Here is a 15,285-nt window from a genome sequence, read left to right as displayed (position 1 = left end):
GTAACGACGAGTGGCCCCGCCGAAGCGGGGCCACTCGCGGGAAGAATCGGGGCTTAGCCGCCGAAATTCTTGAAGCGCTTGTTGAACTTCTCGACGCGGCCGGCCGAGTCCATGATGCGCTGCTTGCCCGTGTAGAACGGGTGCGAGGCGGCCGAGATTTCGACGTCGATGACGGGGTAGGTCACGCCGTCGAGCTCGATCGTCTTGTCGCTCGTGACCGTCGAACGGGTGAGGTAGGTCTCGCCCGACGCCAGGTCGCGGAACACCACGGGCGCGTAGTCGGGGTGGATGTCAGCCTTCATTCGTTGGTCCTTGAGATGTGTCGGAGGTGGATTTCCCCGGATTCGGGGCACGCGGATACGGCCGTTGGGCCGACACACGAGTCTAGCAGAGCGAAAACGATCAGGAGGCGCGTGCCACGAAGCGGTCGCCGTCCCGCCACACGTTCAACCCGACGCCAAATGCCTCACTGAGTCGATCACTCGTGAGGACCTCCTCGAGCATGCCTGCTGCGACGACTCGGCCATGGGCGAGCAGCAGCGCGTGGGTGAAGCCGGCGGGAATCTCCTCCACGTGGTGGGTCACCATCACCATCGCGGGCGAACTCGGCTCGGAGGCGTACGCGCCGAGCAGCTGCACCAGCTCTTCACGAGCTCCGAGGTCAAGGCTCGCTGCCGGCTCGTCCAGCAGGAGCAGCTCGGGGTCGGTCATGATCGACCGGGCGATCTGCACGCGCTTCTGCTCGCCATCGCTCAGCGTGCCGAAGGTGCGCTCGGCGAATTCCTCAAGCTTCCACTCGCGCAAGACGCGGCGGGCGCGCCGCTCGTCGACCTCTTCGTACTCTTCATTCCAGCGGCCGGTGACCGAGTGGGCGGCCGTCATGACGACGTCGAGGACCCGCTCGTCGGCGGGCAGCTGGCGCGCAAGCGCCGTGGAGGCAAAGCCGATACGGGGGCGCAATTCGCGCACGTCGCTGTGTCCCAACTCCTCGTCGAGCACGCGGACGTGACCATTCGAGGGGTGCAGGTGCGAGGCCGCGAGCTGCAAGAGCGTGGTCTTCCCGGCGCCGTTCGGCCCGAGTACGACCCAGCGCTGATCGTCCTCGACCTGCCAGAAAACGCCGTCGAGGATGCGGGTGTCGCCCCGCGTCAGAGAAACATCGTCGAAGTCGAGAACGCGCGCCATGGTGCCTCCAGCCTAGGGCACCGTCGCGGTCAGACGAGGCTGCGGTAGAGCGCGTCGGTGCGTTCCGCGATGCGATCCCACGAGAACATTTCCTCGGCGCGGCGCCTGCCCGCCTCCCCCATCGCGTGCGCTCGGGGCTCGTCCATGACGACCTCCTCGAGGATGCGCGCCAGGTCGCTCACGAATCGCTCCGGATCGAGCGGCGTGCCGGTTCCGTCGTTCACCTGGTCGATCGGCACGAGGCGACCCGTGACGCCGTCTTCGACCACTTCGGGGATACCGCCGGTGTCGGTGCCGACGACCGCCACGCCGCAGGCCATCGCCTCGAGGTTCACGATGCCGAGCGGCTCGTACACACTCGGGCACACGAACGCGGTGGCGTGCGACAGCACGGCCGCGAGTTCCCGTGGGGCGAGCATCCGCTCGATCCAGACGACACCCGTGCGTTCCGTCTGTAGCGCGGCCACCCCGTTCTGCACCTCGCGGAGAATCTCGGGCGTGTCCGGCGCGCCGGCACACAGCACGAGCTGCACGTCCTTCGGCAAGCGGCGGGCAGCCTCGAGCAGGTACGGCAGGCCCTTCTGGCGGGTGATTCGACCGACGAACGCCACGGTGGGGCGGTCGGGATCGATGCCGAGACCGCGCACGGCCTCGTGATCGATCGTGCGCTGCCAGCGCTCCAGGTCGATGCCGTTGTGGATGGTCGTGACCTTCTGCTCGTCAAGCTCGGGGTAGCAGCGCAGAATGTCGCGGCGCATGCCATCGCTCACGGCGATGACGGCGTTAGCCGACTCGAAAGCGGTCTTCTCGATCCAGCGCGAGACGCGGTAGCCGCCGCCGAGCTGCTCGGCCTTCCACGGTCGCAGCGGTTCAAGGCTGTGGGCCGTGACGACGTGAGGCACGTCGTGCAGCAATTGGGCGAGGTGGCCGGCGGCGTTCGCGTACCAGGTGTGCGAGTGCACGAGATCGGCGCCGTCGACGTCTTCGGCAATCGCTAAGTCAACGCCGAGGGTCGCGAGCGCCGGGTTCGCGCTCGACAGCGCACCGGGCACGAGGTAGGCGTGCGTGTCAGCCTCCTGCCGGGGCTGACCGAAGCAGCGCACCCGCACATCGAGGCGCTGCCGTAGCGCGCGCACCAACTCGGCGACGTGCACACCGGCCCCTCCGTAGACCTCCGGCGGATACTCACGAGAAATGACGTCGACGCGCATGCGGATGACCCTAGTACGGCGCTCACCCCTCGCCTACTGTGGGTGTCATGGCCTCTCCCAAGATCTTCGGCATCGTGCTCGCTGGCGGCGAAGGGAAGCGCCTCATGCCCCTCACCGTCGACCGGGCGAAGCCCGCGGTGCCGTTTGCGGGCGGCTACCGCCTGATCGATTTCGCCCTGTCGAACCTGATCAATTCGGGGCTTCGCCAGGTGGTCGTTCTCACGCAGTACAAGAGCCACTCGCTCGACCGTCACGTGTCGCAGACGTGGCGCCTCAGCGGCATGCTGAACGCCTACGTGGCGTCGGTTCCTGCTCAGCAGCGCGTCGGCAAGCGCTGGTTTTCCGGTTCGGCGGACGCGATCTTCCAGAGCCTCAATCTGATTCGCGATGAAAAGCCCGACATCGTCGTCGTGGTCGGCGCCGATCACGTCTATCGCATGGACTTCCGGCAGATGATCGACGCGCACATCGAGAACGGGGCCGGGGCCACGGTGGCCGGAATTCGCCAGCCGATCAGCCTGGCCGACCAGTTCGGCGTCATCGAGACCGACCCCGCGAACCCGCAGCGCATCGCGGCGTTCCGCGAGAAGCCGACCGACGCTCTCGGGTTGCCCGACTCGCCACACGAAATTCTCGCGTCCATGGGCAACTACGTGTTCGACGCCGACGTGCTGATCGACGCGGTGACGCGCGACGCGGACATCGAGAATTCGAAGCACGACATGGGCGGCGACATCGTTCCCGCCTTCGTCGACCGCGGTGAGGCGTACGTCTACGATCTGAACCGCAACGATGTGCCCGGCTCGACCGACCGCGACAAGTACTACTGGCGCGACGTCGGAACCATTGAGTCGTTTTTCGACGCCCACCAAGACCTCATCTCGGCCCTGCCCGTCTTCAACCTGTACAACGCCGAGTGGCCGATCTTTACGCAGCAACTGAACCTGCCACCCGCCAAGTTTGTGCGCGATGCGAAAGGCGAAGTCGGTTCCGTCATCGACTCGATCGTCTCGCTTGGCTCGGTGCTCTCCGGTAGCCACATCGAACGCAGCGTGCTCGGTTCGGGGGTCATCGCGGAGTCCGCCCGCATCGTTGACTCCATCGTGTTCGAGAAGGCTCAGATCGGCGCGGGGGCGGTCGTGGAGCGGGCTATTCTCGACAAGGAGGTCGTCGTCGCCCCCGGAGCGCAGGTGGGCGTCGATCACGCCGCCGACCGAGCCCGAGGGTTCACGGTGACCGAAACCGGAATCGTGGTGGTCGGCAAGGGCCAAACCGTCGCGTAGTGCCCGCCCGCGCCCGCGCGGGCGCAAGGAAAGGGAGGCGAGCGTGGCGCGGTTTCTCGTGGTGCTCGATGTGGACTCCACGCTCATCAACGAGGAGGCGATCGAACTCATCGCCGACGAGGCCGGCTGCGGCGTCGAGGTGGCGCGCATCACGGAGCGGGCGATGGCCGGGGAGCTCGACTTTGCCGACAGTCTCGCGAAACGGGTGTCGACCCTCGCCGGCCTGCCCGTCGAACGCCTCGCGAGCGCCGCATCCCGCATCTCGCTGACCGCCGGTGCGCGCGAGCTCGTCGACGGGGTGCACGCGGCCGACGGAGTGATCGCGGTCGTCTCGGGCGGCTTTCACGAACTACTCGACCCGATCGCCGACGCTCTCGGTCTGGATGCTCACCGCGCGAACCGCTTGGAGGTCGCGGATGCGCGCCTCACCGGCCGCACGACCGGACCCGTCATCGACGCGGACGCCAAGGCCGCCGCGCTCCGCGAGTGGGCCCACCGATTCGGCGTGCCGCTCGCGCGCACGATCGCGGTCGGTGACGGCGCGAACGACCTGGCGATGATGCGTGCCGCACAACTGTCGGTCGCGTTCTGCGCGAAGCCGGTCGTGCGCGAGGGTGCGCACGTCGCAGTCGACGAGCGCGACCTCAGCGCCGTCTTGCCCCTGCTGGGCCTGCGGGGCTAGTGCCCCATGCCCAGGCCGCCATCGACCGGGATCACTGCTCCAGAGATGTAGCCAGCGTCGTCGCCCGCCAGCCAGGTGACGACGCGCGCCACCTCGACGGGAGTCGCGAAGCGTCCGGCCGGAATCGCGTCCTGGTACGCCTTCTGCTGGTCCTCCGGCAGTGCCGCGGTCATGTCGGTCTCGATGAATCCCGGTGCGACCACGTTGGCGGTGATGCCGCGGCCGCCGAGCTCGCGGGTCAGCGAGCGCGCCATACCGACGAGCGCCGACTTCGACGCCGAGTAATTCACCTGGCCGGCCGAGCCGTAGAGGCCGACCACGCTCGAAATCAGAATGATGCGGCCGAAACGCGCCTTCAGCATCCCCTTGGACGCGCGCTTGACGGTGCGGAACGCTCCCGTCAGGTTCGTGTCGATGACGTCGGTGAAGTCGTCCTCGCTCATGCGCAGCAGCAACGTGTCGCGGGTGATCCCCGCGTTTGCCACAACGACCTCGACGGGGCCGTACTGTGCCTCCACCTCGGTGAACGCGGCATCCAGCGATGCGGCGTCGGTCACATCGGCCGTGACGGTCAACGAGCCCTCGGGACCCTCGCCCGACCGCGCGGTCACCGCGACGCGGTGCCCCCCGGCGAGAAACTGTTCCGCGATTGCGCGGCCGATGCCGCGGTTGCCCCCGGTGACGAGAACGGTGCGCTGGGTACTCATAACCATCAAGCCTATTAGCAGGGAAGCGGGGATAGCATCACTTCACGATGAAGCAGAAGGCCGCATCCACGAGCGTGATCACGAGCCTCAGTGACGCTCCCGACGAGGAGCGGAAATCGCGCATGATCAAGTACGCCACCTCGATGGGAATCCGGGTGGTGTGCATCATCGCGTGCTTCTACACGCCCGGCTGGTGGCTACTGATTCCCGCGCTCGGCGCCGTCTTCCTGCCCTACTTCGCCGTGATCGCCGCGAACCAGGTCACCCGCACGGGAGGCGACCAGGTCGAGCGCCCCGGGTCAATTCTGTTCTCGGGCCAGGGCCCCCAGTCGTGATCGGCCTCCCGGGTGAGATCTCCGGGCTGCGCTGCTCGCGAAGCGGGTGCCGTGCCGACGCGGCCTGGGCCGTGAACTGGCGTAATCCGAAAATTCACGACGTCTCCCGCGTGAAGGTGTGGCTTGCCTGCGACGAGCACCGCGACTACCTCTACGACTTCGTCGACCAGCGCGGTTTTCCCGTCGCGATCACCCCGGCGGGCGTCGTCGTCGACCAGCTGCCCGACGTGGTCGGGCAGAATGACACCCCGTGAGCATCCTGCAGATCGCGTTGACGAAGCGGTGGCTCGGCTACTTCGCCGTGACCGTCGTTTTCGCTGTGATCTGTTCACTCTTGGGGGTCTGGCAGTGGAACCGCCGCGAGGAGGCGGTCGCCGCGATCGAGCGGATCGAGAACAACTACGACGCCGCGCCCGTCTCGCTCGACGAAGCACTGCCTGACCGAGACTCCTTCCGCCCCGACGATGAGTGGCAGCCCGTCGCCGTCAGTGGTGAGTACCTGCTCGACGAGCAGCTGCTCGTGCGGGCACGACCGCGCTCGGGGCAGCCCGGCTTCGAGGTCATCGTGCCGTTGCGACTCGACGACGGCGGACTTGTGATCGTGAACCGTGGCTGGCTACCGGTCGGCTCGGCCCAGGACTCCCCCGACGTCGTGCCCGCGGCCCCGAGTGGCAGGGTCGACGTTGTCGGGCGTATCCGCCCGAGCGAGCCCACCATTCCCGGTCGTGGCGCGCCGGACGGCCAGATCGCGACGATCCACCTGCCCACGATCGCGGACAATCTCGGCGACGACGTGGTGGAAGGTGCGTACCTGCAGCTGGCGGATGAATCCCCCTCGCCGGCGACGACCCCGCTGGCCGCGGCGCGCCCCGAGATCAATGAGGGGCCGCACCTCAGCTACACCTTCCAGTGGTACGTCTTCGCCCTTCTGGGGTTCATCGGTTTCGGGTGGGCGATTCGGCAGGAGTTGCGCGTGCTGCGGGCCGCTGAGACCGGCGAACCCGTTCCGCCCCCGAAGCGTCGCCGGGCGGGGCCGACCGACGACGAAGAAGAAGACGCGCTCCTCGACGCCGCTGCTCGCTGACGCCGCGAGTGTGAGGCCGACTACGCGAGCGAGATCAGGTCGGCGTAGTCGGCCGTCCAGAGGTCTTCGACCCCGTCGGGCATGATCAGTACGCGCTCAGGGTTCAGCGCTTCCACCGCACCCTCGTCGTGACTGACGAGGATGACCGCTCCCGAGTAGTTGGCGAGTGCGCCGAGGATCTCTTCCCGGCTCGCCGGGTCGAGGTTGTTGGTGGGCTCGTCGAGCAGTAGCAGGTTCGCCTTCGACACGACGAGCATCGCGAGCGACAACCGGGTCTTCTCGCCGCCCGACAGCACGCCGGCGGGCTTTTGCACGTCGTCGCCGACGAAGAGGAATGAGCCGAGGACGCTGCGCGCCTCCCGCTCGGTGATCGACTCGGATGCGCTCATCATGTTGGCGAGCACGCTGCGGTTCACGTCGAGCGTCTCGTGCTCCTGCGCGTAGTAGCCCACCCGCAGACCGTGCCCCGGTTCGAGTTCGCCCGTGTCGGGCTTGTCGACACCCGCGAGGATGCGCAGCAGCGTCGTCTTCCCGGCACCGTTCAACCCGAGGATGACGACACGTGACCCGCGGTCAACCGCCAAGTCGACGGCGGTGAAGATCTCGAGCGAGCCGTAGCTCTTCGACAAGTTTTTTGCCTGCAGCGGGGTCTTGCCGACCGGGGCGGGCTCCGGAAAGCGGAGCTTGGCCACGCGATCAACCGCGCGCACCTCGTCGAGGCCCGCGAGCATCCGTTCAGCGCGCGCAACCATCTGGTGGGCGGCCGCCGCCTTCGACGCCTTCGCACCGAAGCGCGCCGCCTGCAGCTGCAGGGCGGTCGCCTTCTTCTCGACGTTGACGCGCTCCTTCTTGCGGCGCTCTTCGTCGGCCTCGCGCTGGCGCAGGTAGTGCTTCCAGCCCATGTTGTAGATGTCGATGACCTGGCGGTTGGCATCGAGATAGAAGACACGATTGACGGTCTCCTCGACGAGGTGAACATCGTGGCTGATGACGATCACGCCGCCCGAGTACGCCTTCAGGAAGTCACGCAGCCAGACCACCGAGTCGGCATCGAGGTGGTTGGTCGGCTCGTCGAGAATCATCGTCTCGGCGGCCGAAAACAGGATGCGCGCCAGCTCAATGCGGCGACGCTGACCGCCGGACAACGTCTTCAGCGGCTGGCTGAGAATGCGGTCGGGAAGTGCCAGGTTGCTGGCGATGGCAGCGGCCTCGGCCTCGGCGGCGTAGCCCCCGAGAGACTGGAACTGGTCGGTGAGACGGCTGTAGCGACGCATGGCGCGCTCGGAGATCGCCGGGTCGTCGCTCGCCATGTCCTCGCTCGCGGTCGTCATGTCGGCGACGATCGTGCCGAGGCCGCGTGCATCGAGGATGCGCGTGCGGGCCAACTGTTCGGGGTCGCCGGCGCGCGGATCCTGCGGAAGGTAGCCGATCTCGCCGCCCCGGGTGATGGTGCCACTGGTCGGCAACGAATCGCCCGCGAGAGCTTTGGTGAGCGTCGTCTTGCCCGCCCCGTTGCGGCCGACCAGCCCGATCTTGTCGCCGGCGGCGACGCGGAAGGACACGTTCTCCATCAGCAGGCGTGCGCCGACCCGGATCTCGAGGTCTTGCACAGCGAGCACAGCGAATGTCCGATTCTTTTGTGGGGTTCGATAGGCCCGCTCTGTGGGGGCCAGCGGGATAGTCTACGGGTGTTGGCGCTGTGCGCCGACCGCCACCTACCGACTCCCGACCCCACCCGAGGAGCCCCATGACCAGCCTCTCTCTCGCGGCCCCGCGCCCCGTTCTCATCGACCGCGTCGTCCCTCGCGGAATTGTTGCCGACGTGGCAACCATCACGACAGGTGTCGCTCTCACCGCCGTTCTTGCCCAGGTCGCCGTGCCGCTGTGGCCGGTCCCGGTGACCGGGCAGACTCTGGCGGTGCTTCTCGTCGGCGCGTCGCTCGGCGCTGCCCGAGGCGCCATCTCAATGGCCCTGTACGCCCTCGTCGGCGGCCTCGGTCTCCCGGTGTTCAGCGATGCGTCCTCCGGCTGGACGGTCATCGCCGGCCCGACGGGCGGCTACATCCTCGGCTTCATCCTCGCTGCCGCGATCGTCGGCTGGGCCGCCGAGCGCGAATGGGATCGTGGATGGCTGAAGCCCGCTGTCACCTTCATCGGTGGATCGCTCGTCGTGTTCGCCGTCGGTCTGCCCTGGCTGGCCATGTCGCTGGGGCAGCTCGGACTGCCGAACGACCTGAACAGCGTTCTGATGGCCGGCTTCTACCCCTTCATCATCGGCGGCGTAATCAAGGCAGCGATCGCTGCCGCGATCCTCCCGCTCGCCTGGAAGGCCGTCGGGAACCGCCGCGACTCCTAGCACTCCGCCTCAGACGCGCGAAGGCCCCGCCGGTCATCCGGCGGGGCCTTCGTCGTGTTCGTGGCGCTAGATGCTGAATCCCAGCGCGCGCATCATGTCGCGGCCGTCGTCGGTGATGCGCTCGGGGCCCCACGGCGGCATCCACACCCAGTTGATGCGGAACTGCTTCACGATGCCGTCGAGCGAATTGGCCACCGATTCTTCGATGACGTCGGTGAGCGGGCACCCCGCGCTCGTCAACGTCATCGAGAGGATCAACGCATCGGCTTCGTCATCCCAGGCGAGGTCGTAGACCAGCCCCAGGTCGACGATGTTGACGCCAAGTTCAGGGTCAACAACGTTCTTCAGGCCCTCTTCAACCTCGTCGAACAGGGCTGGTTCGAGTGCGGTAGGCATGGCGGAAGTCTACGCCGTCGCCGCCGCGTAGCGGTCGTAGCCCTCGTTTTCGAGGCGCTCGGCAAGCTCGGGGCCACCCTGCTCGGCGATCTGTCCGTCGACGAAGACGTGCACGAAGTCGGGCGTGATGTAGCGCAGGATGCGCGTGTAGTGCGTGATGAGCAGGACACCGAGGTTGTTCGACTCTTTGGCCCGGTTCACGCCCTCCGAGACGATCTTGAGCGCGTCGACGTCGAGCCCCGAGTCGGTCTCGTCAAGAACGGCGAACTTGGGCTTGAGCAGCTCGAGCTGCACGATCTCGTGACGCTTCTTCTCACCGCCAGAGAAGCCCTCGTTGACGTTGCGCTCGGCGAACGTCTGGTCCATCCGCAGTGCCTCCATCGAGCCGCGGAGGTCCTTGATCCAGGTGCGAACGGGCGGAGCCTCGCCGTCGAGGGCGGTCTTCGCGGTGCGCAGGAAGTTCGAGACCGTGACGCCGGGAATTTCGACCGGGTACTGCATGGCGAGGAAGAGTCCCGCCTTGGCCCGCTCGTCAACGCTCATCTCGAGCACGTCTTCGCCGTCGAGCTCGATCGAGCCCGAGTCGACCGTGTAGCGCGGGTGGCCGGCGATCGTATACGCGAGGGTCGACTTGCCCGACCCGTTCGGGCCCATGACGGCGTGGATTTCGCCCTGATTGATGGTGAGGTTCACGCCGCGCAGGATCGGCTTGGAGCCCTGATCGGTCTCGATGCTGACGTGCAGGTCCTTGATGGTCAACGTAGCCATGGTTCTCAACTCTTCTTTCGGTTCGTGGGGCCCTCTGGCGGGCGCAGATCGGGATGCGGCGGGGCCGGCTTAGGGGGTGATGATCGCGTCAGGGTCGACGTACACGTCGCCGCCGTCGACGGTGACCGTGTACACCGGGACCGGCTCGTACGCCGGGAAATTGAGGGGCTTGCCGGTCGACAGCTCGAACTTCGACCCGTGCGCCCAGCACTCAAGCGTGGAGTCCTCGACGAACCCTTCGCTCAGTGAAATGTCGCCGTGAGTGCACGTGTCGCCGATGGCGTGCACCGCACCGGACGAGTCCTTCACGACGGCGATCGGCTTACCGTCAAGCACGACCTTCTTAGCGGTCGCGACGCCGAGTTCCGATTCGGCGCAGACGCGCTGTGCAGTCATCAGATGCTCTCCACGGCTTCGAGTTCACGCTCCACGGCGGCGATGAGGCGCTGCTCAAGCGACTCTTGACCGATCTTCTGAACGATTTCCAGCAGGAAGCCAAGCACGACCAGGCGGCGGGATTCGCTCTCGCTGATGCCGCGCGACCGCAGGTAGAACAGCTGCTCGTCGTCGAACCGGCCGGTGGCGCTGGCGTGGCCGGCACCGGCGATGTCGCCCGTCTCGATCTCGAGGTTCGGAATCGAGTCGGCGCGCGTGCCGTCGCTGAGCACGAGGTTGCGGTTCGCCTCGTACGAGTCGGTTCCGGTGGCATCCCGTCCGATGAGCACGTCGCCGATCCACACGGTGCGGGCGCCGGCACCGTTCAGTGCGCCCTTGTAGAGCACGTCGCTGACCGTGTGCGGAGCGATGTGGTGCACGAACACCTGCTGCTCGAGGTGCTGGCCGGCGTCGCTGAAGTACAGGCCGTACAGGTTGCCCGTCGCGCCCTCACCCGCGAGAGCCGCCGACGGGTTGACCCGCACGATCGAGCCACCGAGCGAGACAACCACGTGCTTGAGGGTGGCGCTCTTGTCGACGCGGGCGAACTGCGCCGACAGGTGAACGCTCTCGTCGTCCCACTCTTGCAGGCTGACGACCGTCAGGTTGGCCCCGTCTTCGACGACGATCTCGACGTTCTCGCTGAGGCGGGCGCTGCCGCGGTTGTCGATGACGACGATGCCGCGGGCGTTCGGCTTCGCCACGATGACGGTGTGAGATGCGCGCGGTGCGTGATCGGGTCCGGTGCGGTCGATCGTCACCTCCACGCGCTCCTCCGCGGTCAGCGTGACGACGAGGGCCTTCTCGGTACGGGCCCACGCGTTGGCGGACGCGCGGTCTTCCGGCGTTCCTGCGGCACCGATGCGGGCATCCTCGGGGTCCACCCATTCGGCGCTGACGCCGGCGGCCTCGGAGACGGTCGTCGCGATCGGGGAGCCGTCGAGCTCGCCGTCGATCAGGTCGCGGACCCGGTCGACCGGGGTCAGCTTCCAGTCGACCTCACGCCCCGTGACGGCAGGGAACGCCGCGGGGTCGGTCGAGCGGAAGCGCTGGGACCGCGTCTGTACGGGAACGGGCGATCCGGGCCCATGCGAGTGGGCCGCAGCGCCGGGGACGGTCGGTGCGGTATTCGTGGCGGACATTTAGCCGACGGATCCTTCCATGCTCATCTCGATGAGCTTGTTGAGTTCAAGCGCGTACTCCATGGGCAGCTCGCGGGCGATGGGCTCGATGAACCCGCGCACGATCATGGCCATGGCCTCGTCTTCGGGGAGCCCTCGCGACTGCAGGTAGAACAGCTGCTCCTCGCTCACGCGCGACACGGTCGCCTCGTGGCCGAGCTGAACGTCGTCGACGCGGATGTCGATCGCCGGGTAGGTGTCCGATCGCGAAATCGTGTCGACCAGCAGTGCATCACAGCGCACGGTGTTCGCCGAGTGATGGGCGTTCTGATCAACGCGAACCTCGCCGCGGTAGCCCGCACGGCCACCGCCGCGCGCGATCGACTTCGAGACGATCGACGACGTCGTGTGCGGCGCCATGTGGATCATCTTCGCGCCCGCGTCCTGGTGCTGGCCGGGACCGGCGAAGGCCACCGACAGGGTCTCGCCCGTCGCGTGCTCGCCCATGAGGAAGATCGACGGGTACTTCATCGTGACCTTCGAGCCGATGTTGCCGTCGACCCACTCCATCGTCGCGCCCTCGTGAGCGACCGCGCGCTTCGTGACGAGGTTGTAGACGTTGTTCGACCAGTTCTGGATCGTCGTGTAGCGAACGCGGGCGTTCTTCTTCACGATGATCTCGACGACGGCCGAGTGCAAGGAGTCGCTCTTGTAGATCGGAGCAGTGCAGCCCTCGATGTAGTGCACGTATGAGCCCTCGTCCGCGATGATGAGCGTGCGCTCGAACTGGCCCATGTTCTCCGTGTTGATACGGAAGTAGGCCTGCAGCGGGATCTCGACGTGCACTCCCGGCGGTACGTAGACGAACGAGCCGCCCGACCACACCGCCGTGTTGAGCGCGGCGAACTTGTTGTCACCCGCGGGGATGACGGTGCCGAAGTACTCCTCGAAGAACTCGGGGTGCTCGCGCAAGGCCGTGTCGGTGTCCATGAAGATGACGCCCTGGGCCTCCAGGTCTTCACGAATCTGGTGGTACACGACCTCCGACTCGTACTGCGCGGCAACACCCGCGACAAGGCGCTGGCGCTCGGCCTCGGGGATACCCAAACGCTCGTACGTGTTCTTGATGTCGTCGGGGAGCTCTTCCCAACTCGTCGCTTGCTTCTCGGTGGTGCGGACGAAGTACTTGATGTTGTCGAAATCGATGCCCGAGAGGTCACTCCCCCACGTCGGCATGGGCTTGCGCTGAAACAGCTTGTAGCCCTTGAGGCGCTGTTCGAGCATCCATGCGGGCTCGTTCTTCTTCTGCGAGATGTCGGTGACAACCTCTTCGTTGATGCCGCGGCGAGCGGAGGCACCGGCTGCGTCGCTGTCGGACCAGCCGAACTCGTATTGACCGAGCCCTTCCAGTTCGGGGCGGTCGATGAGCACGTCAGACATGTCGCGTTCCTCTCTGTCGCCTGACAAAACCGAGTCGGTCTGCCAGGCATTCCCGCGACCGGCGGGGCCGGGCGCGTTCGGGGCTGATGCTCAAGGAGCACCACGTACACTGGGCTCCAGGCGGGTCGGCGCCCGCGCAGTGTCGCGGTGACGCCCGCGATCAACACTGATGGTGAGCGCTGAAAGTCTACCGCGCTCCCGCTGAGAACGAGGGGTGCACGCTGTGAGTCAGCAGGTCGCGCAGAAGCCGTCGATCGTCCGCCGCTTCGTGGGCTGGCTGCCCACCGAGGTCACCCGCCGCGTGCGCGTCTTTGCGTGGCTCTCTCTCATCAGCCAGACCCTCATTGTCGGCACGGGTGGCGCTGTTCGCTTGACCGGTTCGGGGCTCGGCTGCCCCACATGGCCGCGGTGCACCGAAGAATCGTTCGTCGCCACGCCCGAAATGGGCATCCACGGCGTCGTCGAGTTCGGGAACCGACTGCTCACCTTCGTGCTAATCATCATCGCGATCGTCGCGTTCCTCTTCGTCGTGCGCATGCGCAGCACACGGCCCGAACTGCTGCGGCTCACGGTCGCGCTCGGACTGGGCATCCCTGCTCAGGCCATCATCGGCGGCATCACCGTCTTGACCAACCTGAACCCCTACGTCGTCGGGCTGCACTTCGTGGTCTCTGCTGTTCTCGTGGCGCTCGCGACGGTCTTCGTGGCGCGGGTCTATCGCGGACGGAAGGTCGACACATTTGTCGTGGATGCACGGTTCCGGTTCGTCGCGGCGCTCACGGCGGTCGGCGTCTGGATCACCGTGCTCGTCGGCATCCTCGTCACCGGTTCCGGCCCGCACGCCGGTGATGAGGGCGCCGCGCGCAACGGACTCGATTCCGAACTGTTGCAGCACATCCACTCCTGGCCCGCATACGTGACGGGTGTGCTGTCGCTGCTCTTGCTGGTGTGGGCCTTCCGCGTTCCGCGTCGCGGCCTTCGCATCGCGACGGTCGGACTGGTGGCGACCGAGGCTGTCCAGATCGTCGTGGGCATCTCCCAGGCCCGGCTCGGGTTGCCTGAGCTGCTCGTCGGCATTCACATGGTGCTCGCGTGCGTGCTCGTCGCGGTCATGACGCTGGTGCTCGTGCTGCAGCGTCCGGGAGGACGCGAGCTAGAAGGGCAGCAACGGATCGACGCCGACGGCGACGAAGAGGAGCGTCAGGTACGTGATGCTCGCGTGGAACACCTTCATCGGTGACACGTCGTCGAGACCGCGAGCTGCGCGGCCGTAGAGCCGGTGGCTCTCGACGATGAACCAGCCGCCGGCCAGAACGGCGACGGCGGTGTAGAGCGCCCCCATCGGCGCCACCGGGATGAGCAGCAGCGACATTGCCACGGTGGCCCAGGCGTACAGCACCACCTGAACGCCGACGACGGTGCGCCCGCGCACGACGGCGAGCATGGGCACGCTCGCTTCCGCATAGTCGTCGCGGTACCGCATCGACAGCGGCCAGTAGTGCGGCGGCGTCCAGAGGAATACGACCAAGAACAGGATGATCGGGGCCCAGTCGAGCGACCCGGTCACCGCGCTCCAGCCGATCAGCACGGGGAAACAGCCGGCGATCCCGCCCCAAATGATGTTCTGTTCCGTACGACGCTTCAGAACGAGCGTGTAGATCACGACGTAGAACACAATTGCGGCGAACGCCAGAGAGGCTGCGAGAAGGTTCGTGGTCGCCCAGAGCCACACGATCGAGCCGACGCCGATGACGGTCGCGAACACGGTCGCTTGGCGCGCCGTGAGTTCCCCGGTAACCAGCGGACGGTTCTTGGTGCGGTTCATCAGCCGATCGATGTCGCGATCGATGACCATGTTGAACGCGTTCGCCGAACCGGCAGCGAGCGAGCCGCCGAGAAGCGTCGCCAGAACGAGCCAGATGCTCGGAAGGCCTCCTTGCGCGAGGATCATCACTGGCGCGGTCGTCACCAGCAACAACTCGATCACGCGTGGCTTCGTCAACGCGACATAAGCGGTGACCGTGCGGCGGAGGGAGGGGCGTGGGGGGCTGACGACCTGCTCGAGCGCTGTGTCCATGTCTCCTCTTCACGACGGGCGTCGGTCGCCCGCCATTCTACGGGAGCGTGTCTGGGCGGGCGCCCGGGTGGCTGCCAGCGCGCTCGGAGCGCGCGCCGGGCATCCCTATACTGGGCAGTGCCTGCAGACCGCCGAATTCCGTCTCTCGAACGGGGGTGCCTAGCACCCGGCTGGATCGCGGTTACGGTCGCCGATGACCGGGCAC

The 15,285-nt window shown here is 66.8% G+C and carries 18 protein-coding genes; 7 read left to right on the top strand and 11 right to left on the bottom strand.

Annotated elements, in window-relative coordinates; translation table 11 throughout:
• Positions 1-53 precede the first annotated feature (53 nt).
• The 3 genes from CPY97_RS07350 to glgA form a co-directional block, all read right to left on the bottom strand.
• Entirely contained in the window at positions 54-302 is a 249-nt protein-coding gene (locus CPY97_RS07350; protein WP_096421480.1) for a type B 50S ribosomal protein L31, read from the bottom strand.
• Positions 303-402: 100 nt separating this feature from the next.
• Entirely contained in the window at positions 403-1,185 is a 783-nt protein-coding gene (locus CPY97_RS07345; protein WP_096421478.1) for an ABC transporter ATP-binding protein, read from the bottom strand.
• Positions 1,186-1,214: 29 nt separating this feature from the next.
• Entirely contained in the window at positions 1,215-2,396 is a 1,182-nt protein-coding gene (glgA, locus tag CPY97_RS07340; protein WP_096421476.1) for a glycogen synthase, read from the bottom strand.
• Positions 2,397-2,443: 47 nt separating this feature from the next.
• Between glgA and glgC the strand changes: the two genes are divergently transcribed.
• Together glgC and serB are read left to right on the top strand one after the other, a co-directional pair.
• Positions 2,444-3,679 carry a glucose-1-phosphate adenylyltransferase gene (gene glgC, locus CPY97_RS07335; protein ID WP_096423482.1) on the top strand — a complete coding sequence of 412 codons (1,236 nt, stop codon included), beginning with the start codon at positions 2,444-2,446 and terminating at the stop codon, positions 3,677-3,679.
• A 43-nt stretch (positions 3,680-3,722) separates the two neighbouring features.
• Positions 3,723-4,361, top strand: coding sequence for a phosphoserine phosphatase SerB (gene serB / locus CPY97_RS07330; RefSeq protein WP_096421474.1), 639 nt, complete (start codon positions 3,723-3,725; stop codon positions 4,359-4,361).
• Here the strand turns inward: serB and CPY97_RS07325 are convergent.
• Positions 4,358-5,068 carry a beta-ketoacyl-ACP reductase gene (locus CPY97_RS07325; RefSeq protein WP_096421472.1) on the bottom strand — a complete coding sequence of 237 codons (711 nt, stop codon included), beginning with the start codon at positions 5,066-5,068 and terminating at the stop codon, positions 4,358-4,360. The two genes, serB and CPY97_RS07325, sit on opposite strands and share 4 nt — an antisense overlap.
• 47 nt (positions 5,069-5,115) lie before the next feature.
• Here CPY97_RS07325 and CPY97_RS07320 point away from each other — a divergent pair, with 47 nt between their 5' ends.
• The 3 genes from CPY97_RS07320 to CPY97_RS07310 are packed head-to-tail and all read left to right on the top strand — an operon-like array spanning position 5,116 to position 6,487.
• The gene (locus CPY97_RS07320) at positions 5,116-5,403 is read left to right on the top strand and encodes a DUF3099 domain-containing protein (RefSeq protein WP_096421470.1); all 288 of its coding nucleotides are present in this window, start codon (positions 5,116-5,118) and stop codon (positions 5,401-5,403) included.
• The gene (locus CPY97_RS07315) at positions 5,400-5,657 is read left to right on the top strand and encodes a hypothetical protein (protein WP_096421468.1); all 258 of its coding nucleotides are present in this window, start codon (positions 5,400-5,402) and stop codon (positions 5,655-5,657) included. The genes CPY97_RS07320 and CPY97_RS07315 overlap by 4 nt, the downstream gene beginning before the upstream one ends.
• A complete protein-coding gene (locus CPY97_RS07310) occupies positions 5,654-6,487 on the top strand; it encodes an SURF1 family protein (RefSeq protein ID WP_096421466.1) in 834 nt (277 codons plus the stop codon). Before CPY97_RS07315 ends, CPY97_RS07310 begins: the two co-directional genes overlap by 4 nt.
• A gap of 20 nt (positions 6,488-6,507) precedes the next feature.
• Here the strand turns inward: CPY97_RS07310 and CPY97_RS07305 are convergent, their stop codons facing one another.
• Positions 6,508-8,106: an ABC-F family ATP-binding cassette domain-containing protein gene (locus CPY97_RS07305; protein ID WP_096421464.1), complete on the bottom strand. Its 1,599-nt coding sequence runs from the start codon at positions 8,104-8,106 to the stop codon at positions 6,508-6,510.
• A 128-nt stretch (positions 8,107-8,234) separates the two neighbouring features.
• Between CPY97_RS07305 and CPY97_RS07300 the strand changes: the two genes are divergently transcribed.
• Positions 8,235-8,843, top strand: coding sequence for a biotin transporter BioY (locus CPY97_RS07300; RefSeq protein WP_096421462.1), 609 nt, complete (start codon positions 8,235-8,237; stop codon positions 8,841-8,843).
• A 66-nt stretch (positions 8,844-8,909) separates the two neighbouring features.
• Here CPY97_RS07300 and CPY97_RS07295 read toward each other — a convergent pair whose 3' ends face one another.
• From CPY97_RS07295 to sufB, 5 genes are all read right to left on the bottom strand, one after another.
• Complete coding sequence (locus CPY97_RS07295) at positions 8,910-9,239, bottom strand: metal-sulfur cluster assembly factor (RefSeq protein WP_096421460.1); 330 nt, start codon at positions 9,237-9,239, stop codon at positions 8,910-8,912.
• Between the two features lie 9 nt (positions 9,240-9,248).
• Positions 9,249-10,007 (bottom strand): Fe-S cluster assembly ATPase SufC, encoded by a 759-nt coding sequence (gene sufC / locus CPY97_RS07290; protein WP_096421458.1) that lies wholly within the window; start codon positions 10,005-10,007, stop codon positions 9,249-9,251.
• A 69-nt stretch (positions 10,008-10,076) separates the two neighbouring features.
• A complete protein-coding gene (locus CPY97_RS07285) occupies positions 10,077-10,403 on the bottom strand; it encodes a Rieske (2Fe-2S) protein (protein ID WP_096421456.1) in 327 nt (108 codons plus the stop codon).
• Positions 10,403-11,584, bottom strand: coding sequence for a Fe-S cluster assembly protein SufD (sufD, locus tag CPY97_RS07280; protein ID WP_096421454.1), 1,182 nt, complete (start codon positions 11,582-11,584; stop codon positions 10,403-10,405). Before sufD ends, CPY97_RS07285 begins: the two co-directional genes overlap by 1 nt.
• Positions 11,585-13,003, bottom strand: coding sequence for a Fe-S cluster assembly protein SufB (sufB, locus tag CPY97_RS07275; protein WP_096421452.1), 1,419 nt, complete (start codon positions 13,001-13,003; stop codon positions 11,585-11,587). It abuts the gene before it with no gap.
• A gap of 223 nt (positions 13,004-13,226) precedes the next feature.
• Here sufB and CPY97_RS07270 point away from each other — a divergent pair, with 223 nt between their 5' ends.
• Complete coding sequence (locus CPY97_RS07270) at positions 13,227-14,243, top strand: COX15/CtaA family protein (RefSeq protein ID WP_231923873.1); 1,017 nt, start codon at positions 13,227-13,229, stop codon at positions 14,241-14,243.
• Here the strand turns inward: CPY97_RS07270 and CPY97_RS07265 are convergent.
• Positions 14,157-15,080 carry a heme o synthase gene (locus CPY97_RS07265; RefSeq protein ID WP_096421448.1) on the bottom strand — a complete coding sequence of 308 codons (924 nt, stop codon included), beginning with the start codon at positions 15,078-15,080 and terminating at the stop codon, positions 14,157-14,159. The two genes, CPY97_RS07270 and CPY97_RS07265, sit on opposite strands and share 87 nt — an antisense overlap.
• Positions 15,081-15,285: the final 205 nt, after the last annotated feature.

This window comes from Microcella alkaliphila (assembly GCF_002355395.1).
GTDB lineage: Bacteria > Actinomycetota > Actinomycetes > Actinomycetales > Microbacteriaceae > Microcella > Microcella alkaliphila_A.
The sequence above is the reverse complement of the archived record's forward strand: the minus strand, read 5'-3'. Positions and strand labels throughout refer to the sequence as shown.